Genomic DNA, 17737 nt, shown 5'->3' on the forward strand with positions numbered 1-17737 from the left:
GGATGGCGTCCTGACTGGTGCCGATGCGGTTCGACGGGGCGGGGACCCTGGCTCGAACTCCGATTTAGTTTCACAGTAGAATTTATTGGTGTCAAGCCGCTGCGCCTACTCCCAGCCAGCGCGTCGCGAACCTAGGATGCGTCCATGACCGACCAAGCCACGCCGCTCGGCGTGACACCCGCCGCCGGGGATCTGCCGGAGAGTGCCGGGCGGGTCCTTCTCGAAATCCTGATCAACGGGCCCTTGCCGCGCGTCGAGCTGGCCCGCCGGCTGGGCCTGTCCGGCCCGAGCCTGACCCGGCTGACGCGACCGCTGATCGCGTCCGGCCGGCTCATCGAAGGGGTGGCGCGCCACCAGTCGGTCGGCCGGCCGTTGCAGCCGCTGGACATCGACGTCAGCTCCGAGCACTTCATCGGCATCAAGCTGACCGGCGGCGCGCTCTACGCGGTCGTCACGGACCTGCGCGGCGAGGTCCTGGCCGAGAGCGAACGCTCCCTGAACGGCAACGACCCCGCCGTCGTCGCGGCCGAGATCGCCACCGAGGTGGCCCGGTTCGGCACGACGTTCGCCGGGCTGACCGGGGTCGGCATCGCCCTGGGGGGCCGCTCACCGGACGGGCGGGTCGTCGGCGAGGCCAACTTCCTCGGCTGGCGCAACGTGCCGCTCGCCGATCTCGTCGAGGTCGCCTGCAACCTCCCGGTCGTCGTCGCCAACGACGTCAACGCCCTCACCCAGGCCCAGCACTGGTTCGGCGCCGGCCGGGGCCTGGACAGCTTCGCCGTCGTCACCGTCGGCGCCGGTGTCGGGCTGGGTCTGGTGATGCACGGCCGGCTGGTGCAGGGCGTGCACGGCGGGGCCGGCAGCATCGGTCACCAGGTGCTCACCAACTCCGACGCCACCTGCTGGCGCGGCCACCGCGGCTGCGCCAACGCGCTGCTGTCCGCGCAGGCGATCGAGGCGGCGACCGAACGGGCCACCGGATCACCGGCTCCACTGGACGTGATCCTGCGCGGCGCCGAACGCGGCGACCCGGCGCTGCGCGCGATCGTCGACCAGGCCGGCGAGGCGCTCGGCCTGCTCATCGCGGGCGTCGCCAACTTCGCCGATCCCCAGAAGATCCTGATCGCGGGCGAGGGCGCCCGGCTGGGCACGGTCGGCGGGCACGCGATGCTGCGCGCCTTCCACCGGGCCGGCGCCTGGGAGACGACGGAGACGCCGATCGACGTTCAGCCCTTCGCGTTCAACGAGTGGGCCCGGGGCGCGGCGGCCAGCGCCATCTACGCGCGGGTCATGGCCTGACCGGCGGCCCGTCGCCGCCGCTCCAGCCGTCGCCGTCGCTGTCGCCTTTGCCGTCCAGCCACGACGCGATCCGGGCAATCGAGCGGTCGGCATCGGGCTCGGCCGTGTTGAGGTGCCCGTGCCGGGCACCGGGCTCGAGGTGCCGCCACACCGGCCGGCCCGCCGTCCGCCGCGCCGCCACCAGCGCCTCGGCGGACGGCCGGAAGATGTCGTATTCGCTGATGAGCACCAGGGCCGGCGGCAACGCGGCGAGGTCGCTGGGCGCCGGCACGACCGCGGCGGGCGCGGCGTCGACCGGCCCGCCCAGGTAGTTCTCGTACATCTGCCGGATGCCGGTGAGCTCGTCGGCCACCTGCTCCGGGGTCAGCTCCAGCGCGGCGCACACCTGCGGGTCCGGGGGGTCCTGCCGGGCGTGCAGCGTCGGATACGCCAGCACCAGCGAGGCGGGCCGGGGGCCGGGCACCTGCCCGGCCGCGATCCGCACGGTGACGCCGACCGCCAGGTTGGCGCCCGCGCTGGCACCGCCGAGGTGCGCCCGGGACACCCCGGGCCGCTCGCCGAGCCACTGCCAGGCGGTCAGGACGTCGTCGGACGGCACCGGATAGTGCGTCGCGCCGTCGGCGAGCCGGTAGTCGACGGCGAGCACGTGGTGACCGTGCTCGGCGAGCCGCCGGGCGACCCGGTCGGACTCCGGCATGTCCAGGTCACCGTGGCCGAACCCGCCGCCGTGCACCCAGAGCAGGTGCGCGCCACCGGACGCCGCCGTGCCGTACTCGCGCACCGGCACCGGTCCGTGCGGTCCGTCCAGCGCCAGATCGCGGATCGTCACCTCGGCCACCTCCAGGCATCACCCTAATACTTTCACTGAAACACAAATAGGGGCTTCAGCGCCTCGACGCGCCGGCGACGAGGAGGTCGGTGAGCGCGTCGACGTGCGGGTCGACGCGCCGGCGGCCGGGATCCGCGTCGAACCACGCCACGATCTCACGGGCGCCCCGGGAGAACGGGACGTCCGGCCGGAACGCCGGCACCAGCGACCGCAGGGCGGCGGTGTCGTAGCTGGCGGAGTGCGCCTGGTTGTCCAGGAGCAGGGCGCCCCACTCCGGGTCGGCGGCGGCGATGACGTCCGACGGCACGTGCACGATCCGCGGCCGGACACCGGCGGCTTCGGCGAGGTGCCCGACGATCGCGTCCCAGGTGAGCAGCTCGTCGGAGACGATCTGGAACGCCCGGCCCAGCGCCGCCGGGTGCCCGAGCAGCGGCACGAACCCGGCGGCGAAGTCGGTGTGGTGGGTGAGCGTCCACAGCGAGAGCCCGTCGCCGTGGACCACGACCGGCCGCCCCTCGCGCAGCCGGGCCAGGGCCGTCCACCCGCCGACCAGCGGCACGAGCGTCCGGTCGTACGTGTGCCCGGGCCGCACGATGGTGACCGGCAGCGAGCCGTCGGCGGCCAGCAGCTCCTCGCAGGCGATCTTGTCGCGGGCGTACTGCCAGCCGGGTGTGCCCAGCGGGCTCGACTCGGTCAGCGGGAGCCGGGCGGCCGGCAGCCGGTAGACCGAGGTGGTGCTGATGAACACGTACTGGCCGGTCCGGCCGGCGAAGAGCGCGATGTCGGCCCGCACGTGCTGCGGGGTGAAGGCGATCCAGTCGACCACGACGTCGTATTCGCGGCCTCGCAGCGCCGCCCTGACCGCGGCCGGGTCGCGGTGGTCGGCCCGCAGCGTCGTGACCCCGGCCGGCAGCGGGCGGCTCGTGACACCCCGGTTGAGCACGGTCAGGTCGTGCCCGGCCCGCACCGCCACGTCGGCGCAGGCCGAGCTGATCACGCCGCTGCCCCCGATGAACAGCACCCGCAGTGCCACCTCAGGCCGGCCCGTTGGCCCTGATCACGTCGCGGTACCAGCCGGCGCTGGCTTTCGGCACCCGCCGCTGGGAGCCGTACTCGACATAGATGAGGCCGAACCGCTTGCTGTACCCCTCGGCCCACTCGAAGTTGTCCAGGAACGACCAGACGAAGTAGCCCCGCAGGTCGACGCCCTCGCCGATGGCCGTGTGCGCGGCCCGCAGGTGGGCGTCGAGGTAGGCGATCCGCTCCGGGTCCTCGACCCGGCCGGCCGGGTCGAGGTAGTCGTGGAAGGCGGCGCCGTTCTCGGTGATGTACAGCGGGACCGGACCGTACTCGCGCCGCAGCCGCAGCAGCAGCTCGGTGAGCCCGTCCGGCTGGATCGGCCAGTCCATCGCGGTGACCGGGACGCCCGGCGGCAGGCGCAGGCCGGCGGCGACGGGATCCGCGCCGGGGGGCTCGGCGGCGGCCAGGTTGGGGCGGTAGTAGTTGACGCCGAGGAAGTCCAGCGGGGCGGCGATCGTCGCCAGGTCGCCGTCCTGCACGAAGGCGAAGTCGCTGACCGGACGGTAGAGCTCGACGACGTCGGCCGGGTAGGCGCCGCGCAGCACCGGGTCCAGGAACAGGCGGTTGAGCTGCCCGTCCATCCGGTCCGCGGCGGCCTGGTCGGCGGGGTCGGCGGTGGCCGGGCCGACCGGGGCGAGGTTGAGGGTGATGCCGACCTGGGCCGACGGATCGCGGCGGCGGATCGCCTCGGCCGCGAGGCCGTGGCCGAGCAGCAGGTGATGGGTGGCGGCGAGTGCGGCGGCCGGCTCGGCCCGGCCCGGGGCATGCCAGCCGTAGCCGTAGCCCAGCCAGGCCGAGACCCACGGCTCGTTGAGCGTGGTGTAGTGGGCGACACCGTCGGCGAGGGCCTCGTGCACGATGTCGGCGTACTCGGCGAAGCGCTCCGCGGTCGCCCGCTCGACCCAACCGCCCTCGTCCTCCAGGTACTGCGGGAGGTCCCAGTGGTAGAGCGTGGCGTAGGGGGTGACGCCGCGCTCGTGCAGCCCGTCGACGAGGCGGCGGTAGAAGTCGAGCCCCTTCTGGTTGACCTGCCCGGGCTCCGGCACGATCCGGGGCCAGGAGATCGAGAACCGGTAGGCGCCCACCCCGAGCCGCGCGATGAGGTCCAGGTCGGGGTCCAGCCGGTGGTAGTGGTCGCAGGCGATCTCGCCGGTGTCACCGTTGCGGACCGCGCCCGGGGTCGCGGCGAACGTGTCCCAGATGGATGGTGTGCGGCCGTCGTCGCGGGCCGCGCCCTCGATCTGGTAGGCCGCCGTGGCGGTGCCCCAGACGAAACCCTCCGGGAACCGGAACATGCACCCTCCCTCGTACCGATCGAAAGTCTTTCGATCGGTGCTCAGGGTACGGTTCTGGCAATCTGTCGGTCAATGGAGGCACGGATGTCGCGATCCACCCGTCTGCCGCTGGCGGCCATCGCCGCCGAGGTCGGCGTCTCCGCGCCCACCGTCTCCAAGGTGCTCAACGGCAGGTTCGACGTGGCCGAGGCGACCCGGGTCCGGGTCGAGGCCGCCCTGGCCCGGCACGGTTACGCCGTGCAGCGGTCCCGGGCCGGCGGCCTGATCGACCTGCTGCTCAGCGATGTGCACAGCCCCTGGGCGGACGCGATCGTGCGCGCCACCGTGGACGCCGCCGCGCAGGCGGAGCTCAGCGTCGTGGTCTCCACCGAGCGCGCCCGCGTCGCCCGCGGCGACTGGCTGGAGGCGATGCTGCGCCGGGGCACCGACGGACTGGTCGCGGTCGTCGACCCGGTCCGCCCAGCCGACCGCGACCGGCTCATCGGCTGCGGGGTCCCGGTGGTCCTGCTGGATCCGCTCGGCGGGCCCACCGACACGCTGCCGTCGGTGGGGGTGACCAACTGGGAGGGCGGGCTCGTCGCCACCGAGCACCTGATCGGGCTGGGGCACCGGCGGATCGGAATGATCGGCGGCCCCCGGGAGTTCTGGTCGACCCGGGCCCGGGTCGAGGGCTACCGGGCCGCGCTCGGCGGCGCCGGCCTGCCGGCCGACGAGCGCCTGATCCGGTACGGCACGTTCAGCGAGCCCGGCGGGCTGGAGCACACCCACACGCTGCTGGATCTGGCCGAGCCCCCGACGGCGATCTTCTGCGGCAACGACGAGCAGGCCGTCGGCGCGCTACGGGCGGCGTTGGACCGGGGCCTGCGGGTGCCGCAGGACCTCAGCCTCGTCGGCTTCGACGACATTCCCGTCGCCCGTTGGCTGAGCCCGGCCCTCACGACGGTCCGGCAGCCACTGGAGGCCATGGCCGCCGCTGCGGTGCGGATGCTGGCCCGGCAGGTGGAGGGGACAGCACTGGACACGCACCGCGTGGAGCTGTCGACCTCGCTGGTGGTCCGGGAGAGCTCGGGCCCGCCGCGCTGACGTTCCCGCGGCCCGGCGATCAGCGCGTCGGCGGTCGATCAGCGCGTCGGCGGGGCGGCGGTCGAGGCGCGGTGGACCAGCCGCACCGCGAGGCTGGTGTCGCGGCTGCTCAGCCTGGGCTGCTGGATGCGCTCCAGCAGATGCCAGACGGCCTGCGCCCCGAGCAGCTCCTTGTCGGCGGCCACCGTGGTGAGCGGCGGCACCGTGTGCGCGGCCATGGCGATGTCGTCGTAGCCGATCAGGCTGATGTCCTCCGGGACCCGCAGCCCCCGCGCCCGCACGGCCTCCAGGGCGCCCAGCGCCGACTCGTCGTTGGCGCAGAAGACCGCCGTCGGCGGCTGTCGCAGGTCGAGCAGCTCCGCCATCGCGGCCGCCCCGGTGCGGGTGTCGAAGTTGCTCCGCCGCACGTGCTCGGGGCGCTCGGTCAGCCCGCGTTCGGCCAGCGCGCGGCGGTAGCCGGCGAGCCGGACCTGGGCAGGCAGCACCTCGGCCCGACCGGTGATGATCGCCGGCGCCGGATCGGTGTGGCCGAGGTCGAGCAGGTGCGTGGTGGCCTGGTATGCCCCGGCCTCGTCGTCGTGGCGCACGTAGTCGACCGGCAGGTCGGTCACCTCGTGCTCGAGCAGGACGCACGGCATGCCGGTGTCGATGATGCGGCGCAGGAACGCCCGGTCGCTGGCGTGGCTGAGCACGAGCAGCCCGCCGACCTGCCGGCGCTGCACCGAGAGCGGGAGCCCGCCGGCGGCCGGGTCGAACACCTCGTAGTTGGTGGAGATGTTGAACCGGGCGCAGGCCTGCTGCGCGCCGAACAGCACCGAGGCGAAGTACGGGCTGGTGGGGACGAACATCTCACTGATCTGCGAGACGAAGCCGATGCTGCTGACACCGGGCGCGGCGGCGGCGGTCACGGGACGGCTGCTGCGCGGCCGGTAGCCCAGCTCGTCGACGGCCGAGCGGACCGCCGCGCGGGCCTTCGCCGAGACCCAGGTCTTGTCGGACAGGACCGCCGAAGCCGTGCCGATCGAGACGCCCGCGCGCTCCGCCACCTCCCGCAGCGTCGACCGTCCTTGTGCCTCGGTCACCGCTGCCCCCCATCGTCGTTCATCGAGTGCCAACCTTATCGAACTGCCGAGATCCGACCCTGGCGCCGTCAACCCCGGCGCTGAGCGACCTGCCCGCCGCCGGTGGCACGGGTGGTCGCGGCGGCGGCGCGCAGCGAGACATCGACGAGCGTGACCCGCCGGGGCAGGTCGGGCTGGCGGACGCGCTGCGCCAGGTGCCGGATCCCTTCGGCGCCGAGCAGCAGCCGGTCCGCGCCCACGACCGTCAGCGGCGCCGGATCGGGCGCGCCGATGCGGTCCAGCGGGTCGGGAGATGAGCTGGTGAGACCGTCGAGCGCGACCACCGAGACGGCGCCGGGAACGGCGATGCCACGCTCGGCGAGTGCGGCCAGGACGCCGCGCGCCAGTGCGACGCTGCCGCACACCACGGCGGTGGGTGGCCGGACCAGGTCGAACAGCGCGTCGGCGGCGGCGCGGCCGTCGGCCGTCGCGCTCCCGGCCGGCAGCCGCAGGTAGTCGGCGTGACCGCTGCGCTGGTGGTGCCGCAGCGCCGCGCGGTGCCCGGCGAGCTGGTCGGCGGCGGCGCCGTCCCGGCCGATCACCAGGGCGGGCGGCGGGATCCGGTGGCCGAGCCGCAGCAGGTGGTCGGTGGCGAGGAAGGCGGCGCGCCGGTCGTGCGGGCGCACGGCGTCCGCCGGCTGGTCGATGCCGCCGGGCTGGATCACCACGCACGGCACACCGGCCTCGCGCAGGTGACGGACCAGTCGCGGGTCAGGGGCGCCGACGAGGAGCGCGCCCTGCGGCCGGTCGCGTGGCACGGCCCACCGCACGACGGCGTCGCCGACCGGAACGACGGTGAGGGCCGCGCCCAGCTCCGTCGCCGCCTGATGGGCACCGACGTGCAGCGGGTCCGGCGAGCTGGTCGGCGGGTCGGTCAGCAGGGCGAGCGCGGTCACCGGCCGGCCGAGCGGCACCGCACGGCCGCGGGGGCGGTAGCCGAGGGCGTCGGCGGCCTTCAGCACGGCGTCGCGGGTCTGCCGGGCCACCGGCTGGCGGCGGGTGAACGTGCTCGACGCGGTCCCCATGGAGACCCCGGCCAGCGTCGCGACCTCCTGCAGCGTCGGTCGGCCACCGCCACGCATCGCGCGCCTCCAGAATGAACTTTCAAATTTCGTTCAATCGGGACGGTACGCCGACCCGGCCGAGCGGCGCAACGGCTGCCTGATCCGGCCGCGGATATTTCCAGGTGAAGCGGTCCCCGACGGCGGGTCGGGAACCTGAACCTTCAACTCGATCGTCGCCGGTCGGGGTTGAACGTGTCAGGGTGGCCGCGGTCCGCTCCCCCACCAGCCATCCGTCAGGAGCCACCGTTGACCCGACCCGCCGTTGCCGACCCCGCGTCCGCCATCCGTCCCGGCGTCTTCACCCGCGTCGGCCACCGGCTGTTGCGCGACGGCCGGCGGACGTTCCTGCTCGCCGACACCGCCTGGGCCGCCTTCGTGCGCGCCGAACCCGACGAGTGGTCCGGCTATCTGGCCCTGCGCCGCGACCAGGGGTTCAACGCCGTGCTGATCAGCGTGCTGCCGATCCCGCACGACCAGTCCGTCGGGCCGGCGGACCGCCACCCGTTCCCGGTCGACACCGCTGGGCGGCGCCGCTCGACCGAACCGGACCCCGGGTACCTGCAACGGGCCCGGCGGATGGTCGAGGCCGCGCTCGAGCACGGCATCACCCCGGTGCTCGCCCTGGTCTGGAACAACTACGTGCCCGGCACCTGGGGAGCCGAGCTCACCCCGCACGCACCGATGGACGCCGAGCAGACCCGCGCGTACGTCCGGCGCGCGCTCGCGGCCTTCGCCGGGCTCGACGTCATCTACTCGATCAGCGGCGACGAGGCGTACGCCGACACCGCCCAGACGGCCCGCTATCAACAGGTCCTCGACGAGGTCCGCGCGCACGTCCCCACCGGCCTGGTCACCGCACACCCGGCGACCGGGCTGCTGCCCCCGCCGGCGCTCACCCACCAGCTCGACCTGCTCGGCTACCAGTCGGGCCACGACGTCGAGCACCTCGGGCGCTGCCCGGACCTGGCCGGCGAACTCCTGCGCCGGCTGCCGGCGCGGCCGGTGCTCAACCTCGAGCCCTGCTACGAGGCGCACGGGCGGGTCGACGGCGTGGGCCGGCACGGCCGTGGTGCCGTGCGCGCCGCGATCTGGTCGTCGGTGCTCGGCGGCGCCACCGCCGGGGTCGGGTACGGCGCGCACGGGGTCTGGTCCTGGCACCGCCAGGGCGACACCTTCGGCAACGTGGCGTTCTCCCGCCTGCCCTACCCCATCGGCCAGGCCATGCACCTCGACGGCGCCCACGACGCCGCCCTCGTCCGGCAACTCGTCGAGCTGCACGACCTGTTCGATCTGCGGCCCTGCCAGGAGCTGCTGGTCGGCGGACAGCCCCGGGTCCGGGCCGCCGCCACCGCCGGCCTCGCGACGGTGGCGGTCTACGCCCCGCCGAACCTGCCGGTGCTGCTGCCCGATGCCGTCGCCGATCACTCGGTGCTCACCATCGACCTGAGCCGTCGCCGCCCGGTCGCGGCCCGGCGCGGCATCGACCCGTCGCGGCGACTCGTCCTGGACCCGGAGCCGTCCGGGACCGACCTGCTGCACCTGCTGCGCCGCCGGTGACGGCGGGTCCACCTCAGCCGCGGGCCGGCGGCGGGGCGACGGACTCGCGCAGGGCGAGCTGCACGTCGACGTAGGTGAGCCGCGGCGGCAGCTGCGGTTCGCGGATGCGCTGCACGAGGTGCCAGATGCCCTGCGCGCCGAGGAGCCGCTTGTCGACCCGGACCGTGGTCAGCGCCGGGCTGGTGTGACCGGCCAGGTCGATGTCGTCGAAGCCGAACACCGAGCACTGGCGCGGCACCGCGATCTGCCGCTCGCGCATCGACTGCAGCGCGCCGATGGCCGCGGTGTCGCTCCAGCAGAAGACCGCCGTCGGCGGGCGGGGCAGGTCGAGCAGCTGGTGCATCGCCAGCCGGCCACCGTACGGCTCGGCGTCCGGTGCCCGGCGCACGTACCGCGGGTCGAGCGTGACGCCGCTGGCGTGCAGCGCGGCCCGGTAGCCGGCGTACCGGTCGGCGATCGGCAGCAGATCGGTCGGTCCGGTGATGAGGGCGGGCGGCGGGTCCCGGTGGCCGAGCCGGATCATGTGCTTCGTGGCCAGGGCGGCGCCGCGCGCGTCGTCGGCGCGCACGCTGTCGACCGGCAACCCCTCCGCCGTGTGGTCGACCAGAACGCACGGGATCCCGGTGGCGACGATGCGCTCCAGCAGCCGGGGGTGGACCCAGCCGAGGATGAGCAGGCCCTGCGCGGCCCGGCGCCGGACCACCAGCGGCAGGGCGGCACCGGCACCGTCCACCGGTAGCGCCTCGTAGGTCATGGTGAGCCCGAGGTCCGCCGCGGCCCGCTGGGCACCCTGCAGGACCACCGAGTAGTAGGGGTTGGTGGGGCCCGGGTAGTGGATGGGCCGGGCCAGCAGCCCGACGGTCTGCAGCCCGGGCACGTCGGGAGCGCCGAACCGCGGCCGGGGGCGGTAGCCGAGCTGGGCGGCCGCGCCGAGCACCGCTTCGCGGGTCCGGGCGGCGACCGGCTGCCGCCGCGAGAAGACGCTGGAGGCAGTGCCGATCGAGACACCGGCCAGCGTCGCAACGTCCTGCAGGGTCGGACGGCCCGAGGAGCGCACGTACCCTCCTCGTCACTGAACTTCATTATGGATTTCAAACGATAGGGCGGCCATTCGACGGCGTCAACGCTCGGTTTCAGATTGTTCAGTCGTCCGCCAGCATGGAATCTGCCTGGAATTACGCTGCTCCGGCCAACGCGTACACGTATTGAACGTTCAATCGGGAGCTGCCGCATGACCACCGCCATCGCCTTCACCGGTGTCGACCGGGTGGAGGTCCGCCAGGAGACCGACGTTCCACCCGGCCCCGGCGAGTTCACCGTGGCGAGCACCGTCTCGCTCATCAGTTCCGGCACCGAGGGGATCTGCCTCGGGCGCCGCTTCGAGGCGGGCACGCACTGGGACGAGTGGGTGCGCTACCCGTTCGCCCCGGGCTACAGCCTCGTCGGCGTGGTGGCGGAGCTGGGACCGGGGACGACCCGGGTGTCGCTCGGTGACCGGGTCGCCGTCCGCAAACCGCACCGGGGCCGGGTCGTCGTGACCGCCGACGACGACGTCTACCCCATCCCCGACGAGGTCGACGATCTGGCCGCCAGCTGGTTCCACCTGGCGACGATCGCCCAGGTCGGGGTGCGGCGGGCCGCCCACCGGCTGGGCGACCGGGTCGCCGTGGTGGGGCTCGGCCCGGTCGGTCAGCTCGTCGTGCGCTATGTGCGGGCGGCCGGCGCCGCCGAGGTGATCGCCGTCGACCCGATCGTCCACCGGGTCGAGCTGGCGCGGGCGGGCGGCGCCACGGTGGGTCTCGCCATGGGCGTCACGGAGGCCGTCGAGGCGATCCGCGAGCACTGCGGCGGCGTCGACGTCCTCTACGACGTCACCGGGGCGGCCCCGGTGCTGGGTCAGGCACTCGGCGCCCTGGACCGCTTCGGCCGCCTCGTCCTGCTCGGCGACACCGGCAGCCCGTCGGCGCAGCACCTCAGCAAACACGTCATCGTCGAAGGTCTGACCATCGTCGGCGCCCACGACATGCACGGCGAGCACCCCGCGTCGGCGCACGCGCCGTGGAACAACCCGCGGATGGGCGAGCTCTTCTTCCGGTACCTGGCCCGCGGCGACCTGCGGGTCGCGGAACTGGTCAGCCACCGCTTCCCGGCGCACCGCGCCGGCGAGGCGTACGAGCTGGTCAGCCGCCGCGACCCAGCGGCCATGGGCATCGCCTTCGACTGGTCCTGATCGGCGTCTTAGTCCGCGGCGCCGAGCACCCGGACCCCGCCGGGCGGCAGCGTCACCGCGGTGCCGGCGTCGCCGCCGATGATCAGGTCCGGCCGCGACGCCGGGCTAGGAAATCCAGAAACTGGCCTCTGAACTGCAAGAACGGTGGTGCCCTCGGCCAGAGACCAACCTGCACGGCTCGACCTTGCCGTTGCCTACGTCGAGCTGGACCGATGCGCGTGTTGACCTCGTGTTTGAGCTGCCGAGAAGATTGCAGGTTGGTGGTTCCGAGCTGGCCTCGTGTGCACGGCCGACCCGTGGCCGGCAGGTCGCGGCGGATCGGGGACAGGTGGCGGCCAGATCGGCGATTATGGATGGGTCAGGTGTTTCGGCTGGGGGTGGGGGTAGGGCTCCGGCAAAGTCGTGCGGGTGATGCCGAGTCGGTTAGGGCGTTGTGAGTCAGCGGAGGTCGGCTGCGGGTGCGGGCGGGCGGGCCTCTGGGACGCCTCGGGCGCGTAGTGCGGCCGTCACCTCGGCTGGGCCGCCCGGGAAGAGTCCGACCTGCACGAAGTAGCTCCGCCGGCCGTCGCGTGTGCGCGTCCGGGGTAGCTGGCCGTCCGCGTCCTGCAACGCCGCTATCGCCGTCGATTGCGGGACAACGTCAAGGCCGGCAAGGACCGACCGACTACGGAGTGTCGCCGACTCCACGGCCGACCACGGAATCAGGACCGCCCGAGCGTGGGGCGTACCGATCTCCACGCCGGCCGCGGAGAGCCGGACCCAGGGCGGGCTGCGGATCAGCAGCGCGAGCGACACGCTGACGATGGTGACCAACGGCATGAAGACAGGCAGAAGGGTGATGAGGTCGACCGTGCGATCGACCGGCCGGCCGAGCAGCGCCGCCAGCCCCACGTAGACCCCGGCGGCGGAAAGCCCGACCAGAACGGCGACGCCGGCAGAAAACGCGAGGATCCGGCCCGTGGAGCTACGAAACAAGACAGCGTCAGGCGCTGGCGGCGGTGGGATCACCGCCTCATTGTGAGGGGAAGGATCCCAGGTCTTGGCAAAGTCGTAACTGCTGTCCGGCTTGAGATGATTGGCGAAGACACGCCCCTGCGGGCGGCAGCAGGGCGGGCATGACCGGTTCAACAGATCATCGAGGTTCCTACGCCTGGTGATCGTTTCCGAAGTGAGTCATGCCCGCGTCCCCGTCATCGCTGATCGCCTCGTTGTCTGCCGCACCGGCCGGATTGAGCCCACCGGCCGTGAGCACGGGTCTTCCCGCAGCCCTCGCCGCGGTGCCGGATCCACGTGCCCGCCGCGGTATCCGCCACCAGCTGACGGTCGTGGTCACTGCCGCGATCTGCGCGGTCGTGGCCGGCCACCGTTCCTACACCGCGATCGGCGAGTGGGTCGCGGACCTGCCAGAGGATACCGCGACACTGCTGGGCATCGACACCGGTCGCAGACCGTCGGAAGCGATGATCCGCAGACTGCTGCAGGCGATCGACCCCGACCTGCTCGCCACGGCGATCGGCGCCTGGCTCGCCGCCCACCTTCCCGCACCGGAACCCGGATCACGGCGGGCGATCGCCGTGGACGGCAAGACATTGCGAGGTTCCGGACCCGCGACCAGGCCACGCAGCACGTCCTGGCCGCCGCAGACCAGGACAGCGGCGTCGTCCTCGCGAGCACCGGCGTGGACACCAAGACCAACGAGATCACCCGCTTCGGCATCCTGCTCGACCAGATCAGCGACCTGACCGGCGTCGTGGTGACCGCTGACGCGTTGCACTGCCAGCGCGAGCACGTCACCTACCTCGCCGGCCGCGGCGCGCACTGGATCCTGACCGCGAAGGGCAACCAGCCCGCTCTCCACCAGCAACTCACCAACCTGCCGTGGCATCAGGCCCCTGTCGCCGACCGCGACACCGCACGCGGTCACGGCCGCCGCGAGATCCGCACCCTGAAGACCCTTTCGGTGTCCATCGGGATCGCTTTCACCGGCGCGGCCCAGGCGATACAGATCCGCCGTCGTCGGCGACGCCTCAATCAGCCCCGCCGGTTCACCACCGAGACGCTCTACGCCGTCACCGATCTTCTTGCCCACCAAGCGAAACCGTGGCAACTCGCCGACTACACCCGCAGGCACTGGTCGATCGAGAACCAGACCCACTGGGTCCGCGACGTCACCTACGACGAAGACCGCTCCCAGATCCGCACCGGCACCGGCCCCCAGGTCATGGCCATCCTCCGCAACGCCGCCATCGGCGCCCTCCGCTTGACCGGCGCCACCAACATCGCCGCCGCCAACCGCCACCATGCCCGCAACCCCAACCGATCACTGGCAATACTCGGGATCACCTAAGCACTTTGCCGGGGCCCTGGGGTGGGGGTTGGGTGTTGTCCGCTGGCTCGCCATTCGAGGGCTTCGGGTTGATCGCGGTATTCGATGAGGTGTTGGCCGGCGATGCGGGCCAGCGTCTGTCGGACTTCGGCGGGTGTGGCGTAGAAGAACTCGCGGTGGGTGTTGACGCGGTTGACACGTTGGGTGGTGAACTCGGTGTGGAGCCGGTTCTCCAGGCCGACGGCGTCATGGCTGAAGATCAGGGCATGGACGTCGAACCGGAACGGGACCGATGCGTCGCCGAGTTCCCGGACGCGGTCCATGGGCTCCAGCCGCCGGGTCATTCCAATTTTGATCATGTTCGGGCCGAAGGCTCCGATGTTCGAGATCACGTACACGTAGCCGGCGCGGATGTTGGCCGCGCGGTCCTGCACCCCGCGGATGGCCTCGTCGATCTCGCGGAGCTTGGCTTCCATCTCGGCGACCGCGGCGCTGTCGCCGGCGGCGTGAAGTCGAGCCAGCGCGGTGGCGTAGTGGTCGTGTTCACGGCGTAGCCGCTGGGTCTCGCGTTCGAGTTCGCGGCGGGCCGCGTCCTCCTCGCGTTGGCGTTCGCGCTCGGCCCGGGCCTGTTCCTTCTCCTCCTCGCGTTTGGCGAGGTAGTCGCCGGTAAGGCGGATCTCGTCCACGCGTAGTGCGTGGTAGGCGTCGCCGATGCGGATGAACATCGTGGCGCCGAGCCGGGCGATGGTGTCACGAGTTTTGTCCAGACGCTGCGCAGCCGAGTCGACGGTATGCGGACGGACGGTGCGTACGCAGTTGTCGGCCTCGGCGTTGTAGGCGCGCAGCATCAGTTTGGAGAAGTCACGGACCATCGTCATGCCCTGCCGGGCCGAGCCGTTGACCGTCCAACTGGTGGCGGCCAGCACCGCCTGCCGGTTGCGGGTCAGGAGCTTCATTTGGTCTTTGAGCTTCGCCAACCGGTCCTTGTACTGCTCGGCGTACTGCAGGGGATGGTGGTAGCGGTAGATTCCCGCTTCCTGCAGGATCAGCTCCTCGTCGGTCACCACGAGTTGGTGACGAGCCTCCTCGACCTCCCGCCGGGCCTGCATGACCTGGTCGATCAACGCGCGAAGCTCGTCTCGAGCCTGCTGCATCTGCTGTTCGCGTTGCGCCTGGTCGAGTGCGCCCAACTGCGCGAGTTGCGCACGTAGTTGCTGATTCTCCGCCTGGAGGTCGCTGCGGCGGGCGCCGCCGAACCAGCGTTGGCGTAACGGCTGCGCTGCGCCCACTGGTGGATCGACACGTCCAGGCCCGCCGGGATACGGCGGAACAGCAGGCGGCGGATCGGTCCAGTAGACCCATCCGGACGGCGGTGCCGGCCATGCCTGCTCGGGCGTCCAACCAGGCGTCGGTGTCCAACCGGCGGGTGGTGTCGGCCAGCCGGGTGGCGGCCGGAACAGCATGCCGGGCCATGGACGCGCTGGCACCTCGACCGCAGCGCCGGACACCGGCGACGAAGTCGCCGGATGAGGGTTCGTGGGTGACGTCGCCGGCAACGGTGGGCTCGCCGGCGGAGGTTCCGCCGCCGCCGCTGGAGGCGCTACCACAGGCGGCGGTGACGAGTCGGATTCGTCGGCGACAGAAATACCGAAATGGGCCGCCAGCCCGGCCAGACCCGATGACCATCCCTGCCCGACCGCACGGACCTTCCACCCGTCGGCGCGGCGGTAGATCTCGCTGACCACGACGGCGCGTTCCACACCGGCGGGTACGTCATACCGAACGACGGCCTGTCCGCTCGTATCGACCAGAGTCAGCCGCAAGCCACCGACCGCCGCCATGTCCACGGTATCGGTGCTGGCCGCGATGAACACACCCGTGACGTCAGGTGCGACCGTGGACAGAGTCAGCCGAATGCTCTGACGAGATGCACCCAAGGCGGCCGAGGTCGAACCCAGATGACGAACTGAGCCGTCGACCGAGACCGGCTGGTTGTAGAAGACGAAGTCCTCGTCAGAACGGACCCTGCCGCCGTTGACGAGAATCGCAGAAAGATCCACGACCATCGGATCGCCCGACCACTCCACCACGGCGTCCAAGTCGCCCACAGCCCAAACATCCGGCGGCAGTGCGACGTTCTCACCCATGCGTAGCGACACACCAACCACCGGCCAATCCTGGCACCGATGGAACACGAAAGACCCAGGGAACGTCGATGAACCGGTCACCCAGTCAACGCCGATCACCACCTCGGCAGTTGCCCCCGACCTACCGTCCGCCCGGATCGACCGGTCGACGAGGCAAACAAGCCACCAGCACGGTGCGACGATTCAGACACGGCAGGTAACGTCATCAGACCCGGCTCCGCGCGGCCCATCGGCTGCCGACCACCACCGCAGATGACTCGCACTACCGGCAATGTGCCGACCGTTTCGCGCGGACCTGCTTCCGCAGCGGAGACCGCAGTTTGACCCATCGTGACTGACGGCACGCTCAGCTCTCATCGCTCGCATCCGGCTGCCGGGTTGCTTGAGCCCGCGCGGATCTGGCGCGATCCGGCGCGTGCGGCGCCCCGACATCGAGCCAACGCGAGGATGCCCTGCAGGCGGCTGGCCTCGACGCCGAAGCCTACCTACCCCGGCATCAGCCGATCACTTCCGGCCGGCTCCGGAACGTCCGACACGGAGCGGGTCAGTATGTACGCCGAACAGGCCGCGACCACGGCCACGATGATGCCGATCAGGATCCGGTAGTCGACGATGGCCACGAGCGCCGCCCCGATGGCGATCGAGATGACCTGCGGGGTGCCGACGAGCATCTCCACCGCCGTCGCCACTCGCCCGAGCACGGCTACCGGTGTCCGGCGCTGGACGAGCGTCATCAGTCCGACGACCAGCCACGGGACGCCAAGCCCCAGCACCGCCATCCCGACGACGACAACCGGCAGGCTCGGCGGAATGAGCAACGCGACGCCAACGGCGAAGGCCGCCATCCCGAGGCCGACCGCCCGTGGCTCGCCGAGCCGCTTCATCATCGTCGCCGCAGTGGTCCCGCCCAGGAGGGCACCTGCGCCCTGGACCGCGACGAGCACGCCGATGAACGCCGCTGGACGGTCGAGCCCGTGCTCGACGACCGGAAAGATGATCGCCTCGGCAAAGCCGATGCTCAGCAGTGCAACCGCCGTGCTGAAGACCACCTGCCGTAGGGCGGTGATATGCATGATGTGCCGCATGCCGGCAGTGGCGTTGGACCAGAAATTCTGGCCGCCACGCTCCAACTCGGCCTCGTCCAGCCGAATCAGGCCAGTAAGGAGAGCGGCCAAGAGGAACGTCAGCGCGTCAACGACGACGATCGGGGTCATGCCGAGCGCCGCGAACGCGCCCGCGCCCAGGAGCGGGGCGATGAGCCGTATCCCCTCTTGAACGGTGCGCAGGGCACCGTTCATCTGCGGCAACAGCTCGTCGGGGAGCATCTGCGGCATGAGGGCGGTCTGGGCGGCGCTGATCAGGCTTGCTCCGACGCCATAGAGGAACATCACGAGATAGATCAGCCACAGCTGGTCTCCGTCACCGTGTCCGAATGTCAGCAGCAGGACGACCGCCGCGGAGGCCAGGTTGACCACGACAAGCAGCCGGCGCCGGTAGGTCCGATCCACGATGAAGCCCCAGATCGGGGCGATGATCTGGGGTAGCGCAAAGGCGAAGAACACGAGCGCGGCAGCGGAGTTGCTACCGGTCACGGTCTTCACCCACACCGCGACGGCCAGCCACAGTGCATTGTCACCAAGGGTCGACAGGGTCTGGCCCAGCAGATACAGCCGTGCATTGCGATCGGCGAGAAGGCGGACCACGGG

15 protein-coding genes are annotated in these 17737 nt (G+C 71.9%); 6 read left to right on the forward strand and 9 right to left on the reverse strand.

Annotation, left to right across the window (positions count from 1 at the left end; all coding sequences use genetic code 11):
• Positions 1–144 precede the first annotated feature (144 nt).
• Positions 145–1299, forward strand: a complete 1155-nt coding sequence (locus Dsi01nite_RS30180; protein WP_203849690.1) for an ROK family transcriptional regulator — start codon at positions 145–147, stop codon at positions 1297–1299.
• Here the strand turns inward: Dsi01nite_RS30180 and Dsi01nite_RS30185 are convergent.
• From Dsi01nite_RS30185 to Dsi01nite_RS30195, 3 genes are read right to left on the reverse strand one after another with little or no spacing between them, the layout of a single operon-like run.
• A complete protein-coding gene (locus Dsi01nite_RS30185) occupies positions 1289–2128 on the reverse strand; it encodes an alpha/beta hydrolase (protein ID WP_203849691.1) in 840 nt (279 codons plus the stop codon). The two genes, Dsi01nite_RS30180 and Dsi01nite_RS30185, sit on opposite strands and share 11 nt — an antisense overlap.
• A gap of 55 nt (positions 2129–2183) precedes the next feature.
• Entirely contained in the window at positions 2184–3149 is a 966-nt protein-coding gene (locus Dsi01nite_RS30190; RefSeq protein ID WP_203849692.1) for an NAD-dependent epimerase/dehydratase family protein, read from the reverse strand.
• A gap of 13 nt (positions 3150–3162) precedes the next feature.
• Complete coding sequence (locus Dsi01nite_RS30195; protein WP_203849693.1) at positions 3163–4503, reverse strand: GH1 family beta-glucosidase; 1341 nt, start codon at positions 4501–4503, stop codon at positions 3163–3165.
• 84 nt (positions 4504–4587) lie between these two features.
• Between Dsi01nite_RS30195 and Dsi01nite_RS30200 the strand changes: the two genes are divergently transcribed.
• Positions 4588–5586, forward strand: coding sequence for a LacI family DNA-binding transcriptional regulator (locus Dsi01nite_RS30200; protein WP_203849694.1), 999 nt, complete (start codon positions 4588–4590; stop codon positions 5584–5586).
• 38 nt (positions 5587–5624) lie between these two features.
• Here Dsi01nite_RS30200 and Dsi01nite_RS30205 read toward each other — a convergent pair whose 3' ends face one another.
• Positions 5625–6668 (reverse strand): LacI family DNA-binding transcriptional regulator, encoded by a 1044-nt coding sequence (locus Dsi01nite_RS30205; protein WP_203849695.1) that lies wholly within the window; start codon positions 6666–6668, stop codon positions 5625–5627.
• Between the two features lie 68 nt (positions 6669–6736).
• On the reverse strand, positions 6737–7789 hold the full coding sequence (locus tag Dsi01nite_RS30210) for a LacI family DNA-binding transcriptional regulator (protein WP_203849696.1): 1053 nt from the start codon (positions 7787–7789) through the stop codon (positions 6737–6739).
• Between the two features lie 228 nt (positions 7790–8017).
• Between Dsi01nite_RS30210 and Dsi01nite_RS30215 the strand changes: the two genes are divergently transcribed.
• A complete protein-coding gene (locus Dsi01nite_RS30215; RefSeq protein WP_203849697.1) occupies positions 8018–9328 on the forward strand; it encodes a glycoside hydrolase family 140 protein in 1311 nt (436 codons plus the stop codon).
• A 13-nt stretch (positions 9329–9341) separates the two neighbouring features.
• Here the strand turns inward: Dsi01nite_RS30215 and Dsi01nite_RS30220 are convergent, their stop codons facing one another.
• Positions 9342–10385 carry a LacI family DNA-binding transcriptional regulator gene (locus Dsi01nite_RS30220; RefSeq protein ID WP_203849698.1) on the reverse strand — a complete coding sequence of 348 codons (1044 nt, stop codon included), beginning with the start codon at positions 10383–10385 and terminating at the stop codon, positions 9342–9344.
• A gap of 174 nt (positions 10386–10559) precedes the next feature.
• Between Dsi01nite_RS30220 and Dsi01nite_RS30225 the strand changes: the two genes are divergently transcribed.
• Positions 10560–11558 (forward strand): zinc-dependent alcohol dehydrogenase, encoded by a 999-nt coding sequence (locus Dsi01nite_RS30225; RefSeq protein ID WP_203849699.1) that lies wholly within the window; start codon positions 10560–10562, stop codon positions 11556–11558.
• Between the two features lie 438 nt (positions 11559–11996).
• Here the strand turns inward: Dsi01nite_RS30225 and Dsi01nite_RS30230 are convergent, their stop codons facing one another.
• Positions 11997–12566 carry a hypothetical protein gene (locus Dsi01nite_RS30230; protein WP_203849700.1) on the reverse strand — a complete coding sequence of 190 codons (570 nt, stop codon included), beginning with the start codon at positions 12564–12566 and terminating at the stop codon, positions 11997–11999.
• Between the two features lie 167 nt (positions 12567–12733).
• Here Dsi01nite_RS30230 and Dsi01nite_RS57595 point away from each other — a divergent pair, with 167 nt between their 5' ends.
• Positions 12734–13300 carry a transposase family protein gene (locus Dsi01nite_RS57595; protein WP_239136288.1) on the forward strand — a complete coding sequence of 189 codons (567 nt, stop codon included), beginning with the start codon at positions 12734–12736 and terminating at the stop codon, positions 13298–13300.
• On the forward strand, positions 13189–13905 hold the full coding sequence (locus Dsi01nite_RS30235; protein WP_239136290.1) for an ISAs1 family transposase: 717 nt from the start codon (positions 13189–13191) through the stop codon (positions 13903–13905). The genes Dsi01nite_RS57595 and Dsi01nite_RS30235 overlap by 112 nt, the downstream gene beginning before the upstream one ends.
• On the opposite strand, the gene Dsi01nite_RS30240 is transcribed toward Dsi01nite_RS30235, so the two are convergent.
• Complete coding sequence (locus tag Dsi01nite_RS30240; protein ID WP_203849701.1) at positions 13902–16031, reverse strand: SNIPE associated domain-containing protein; 2130 nt, start codon at positions 16029–16031, stop codon at positions 13902–13904. The genes Dsi01nite_RS30235 and Dsi01nite_RS30240 overlap by 4 nt on opposite strands.
• Before the next feature lie 485 nt (positions 16032–16516).
• Positions 16517–17734, reverse strand: coding sequence for an MFS transporter (locus Dsi01nite_RS30245; protein ID WP_203849702.1), 1218 nt, complete (start codon positions 17732–17734; stop codon positions 16517–16519).
• Positions 17735–17737 lie beyond the last annotated feature (3 nt).

The organism is Dactylosporangium siamense, from assembly GCF_016862795.1.
GTDB lineage: Bacteria > Actinomycetota > Actinomycetes > Mycobacteriales > Micromonosporaceae > Dactylosporangium > Dactylosporangium siamense.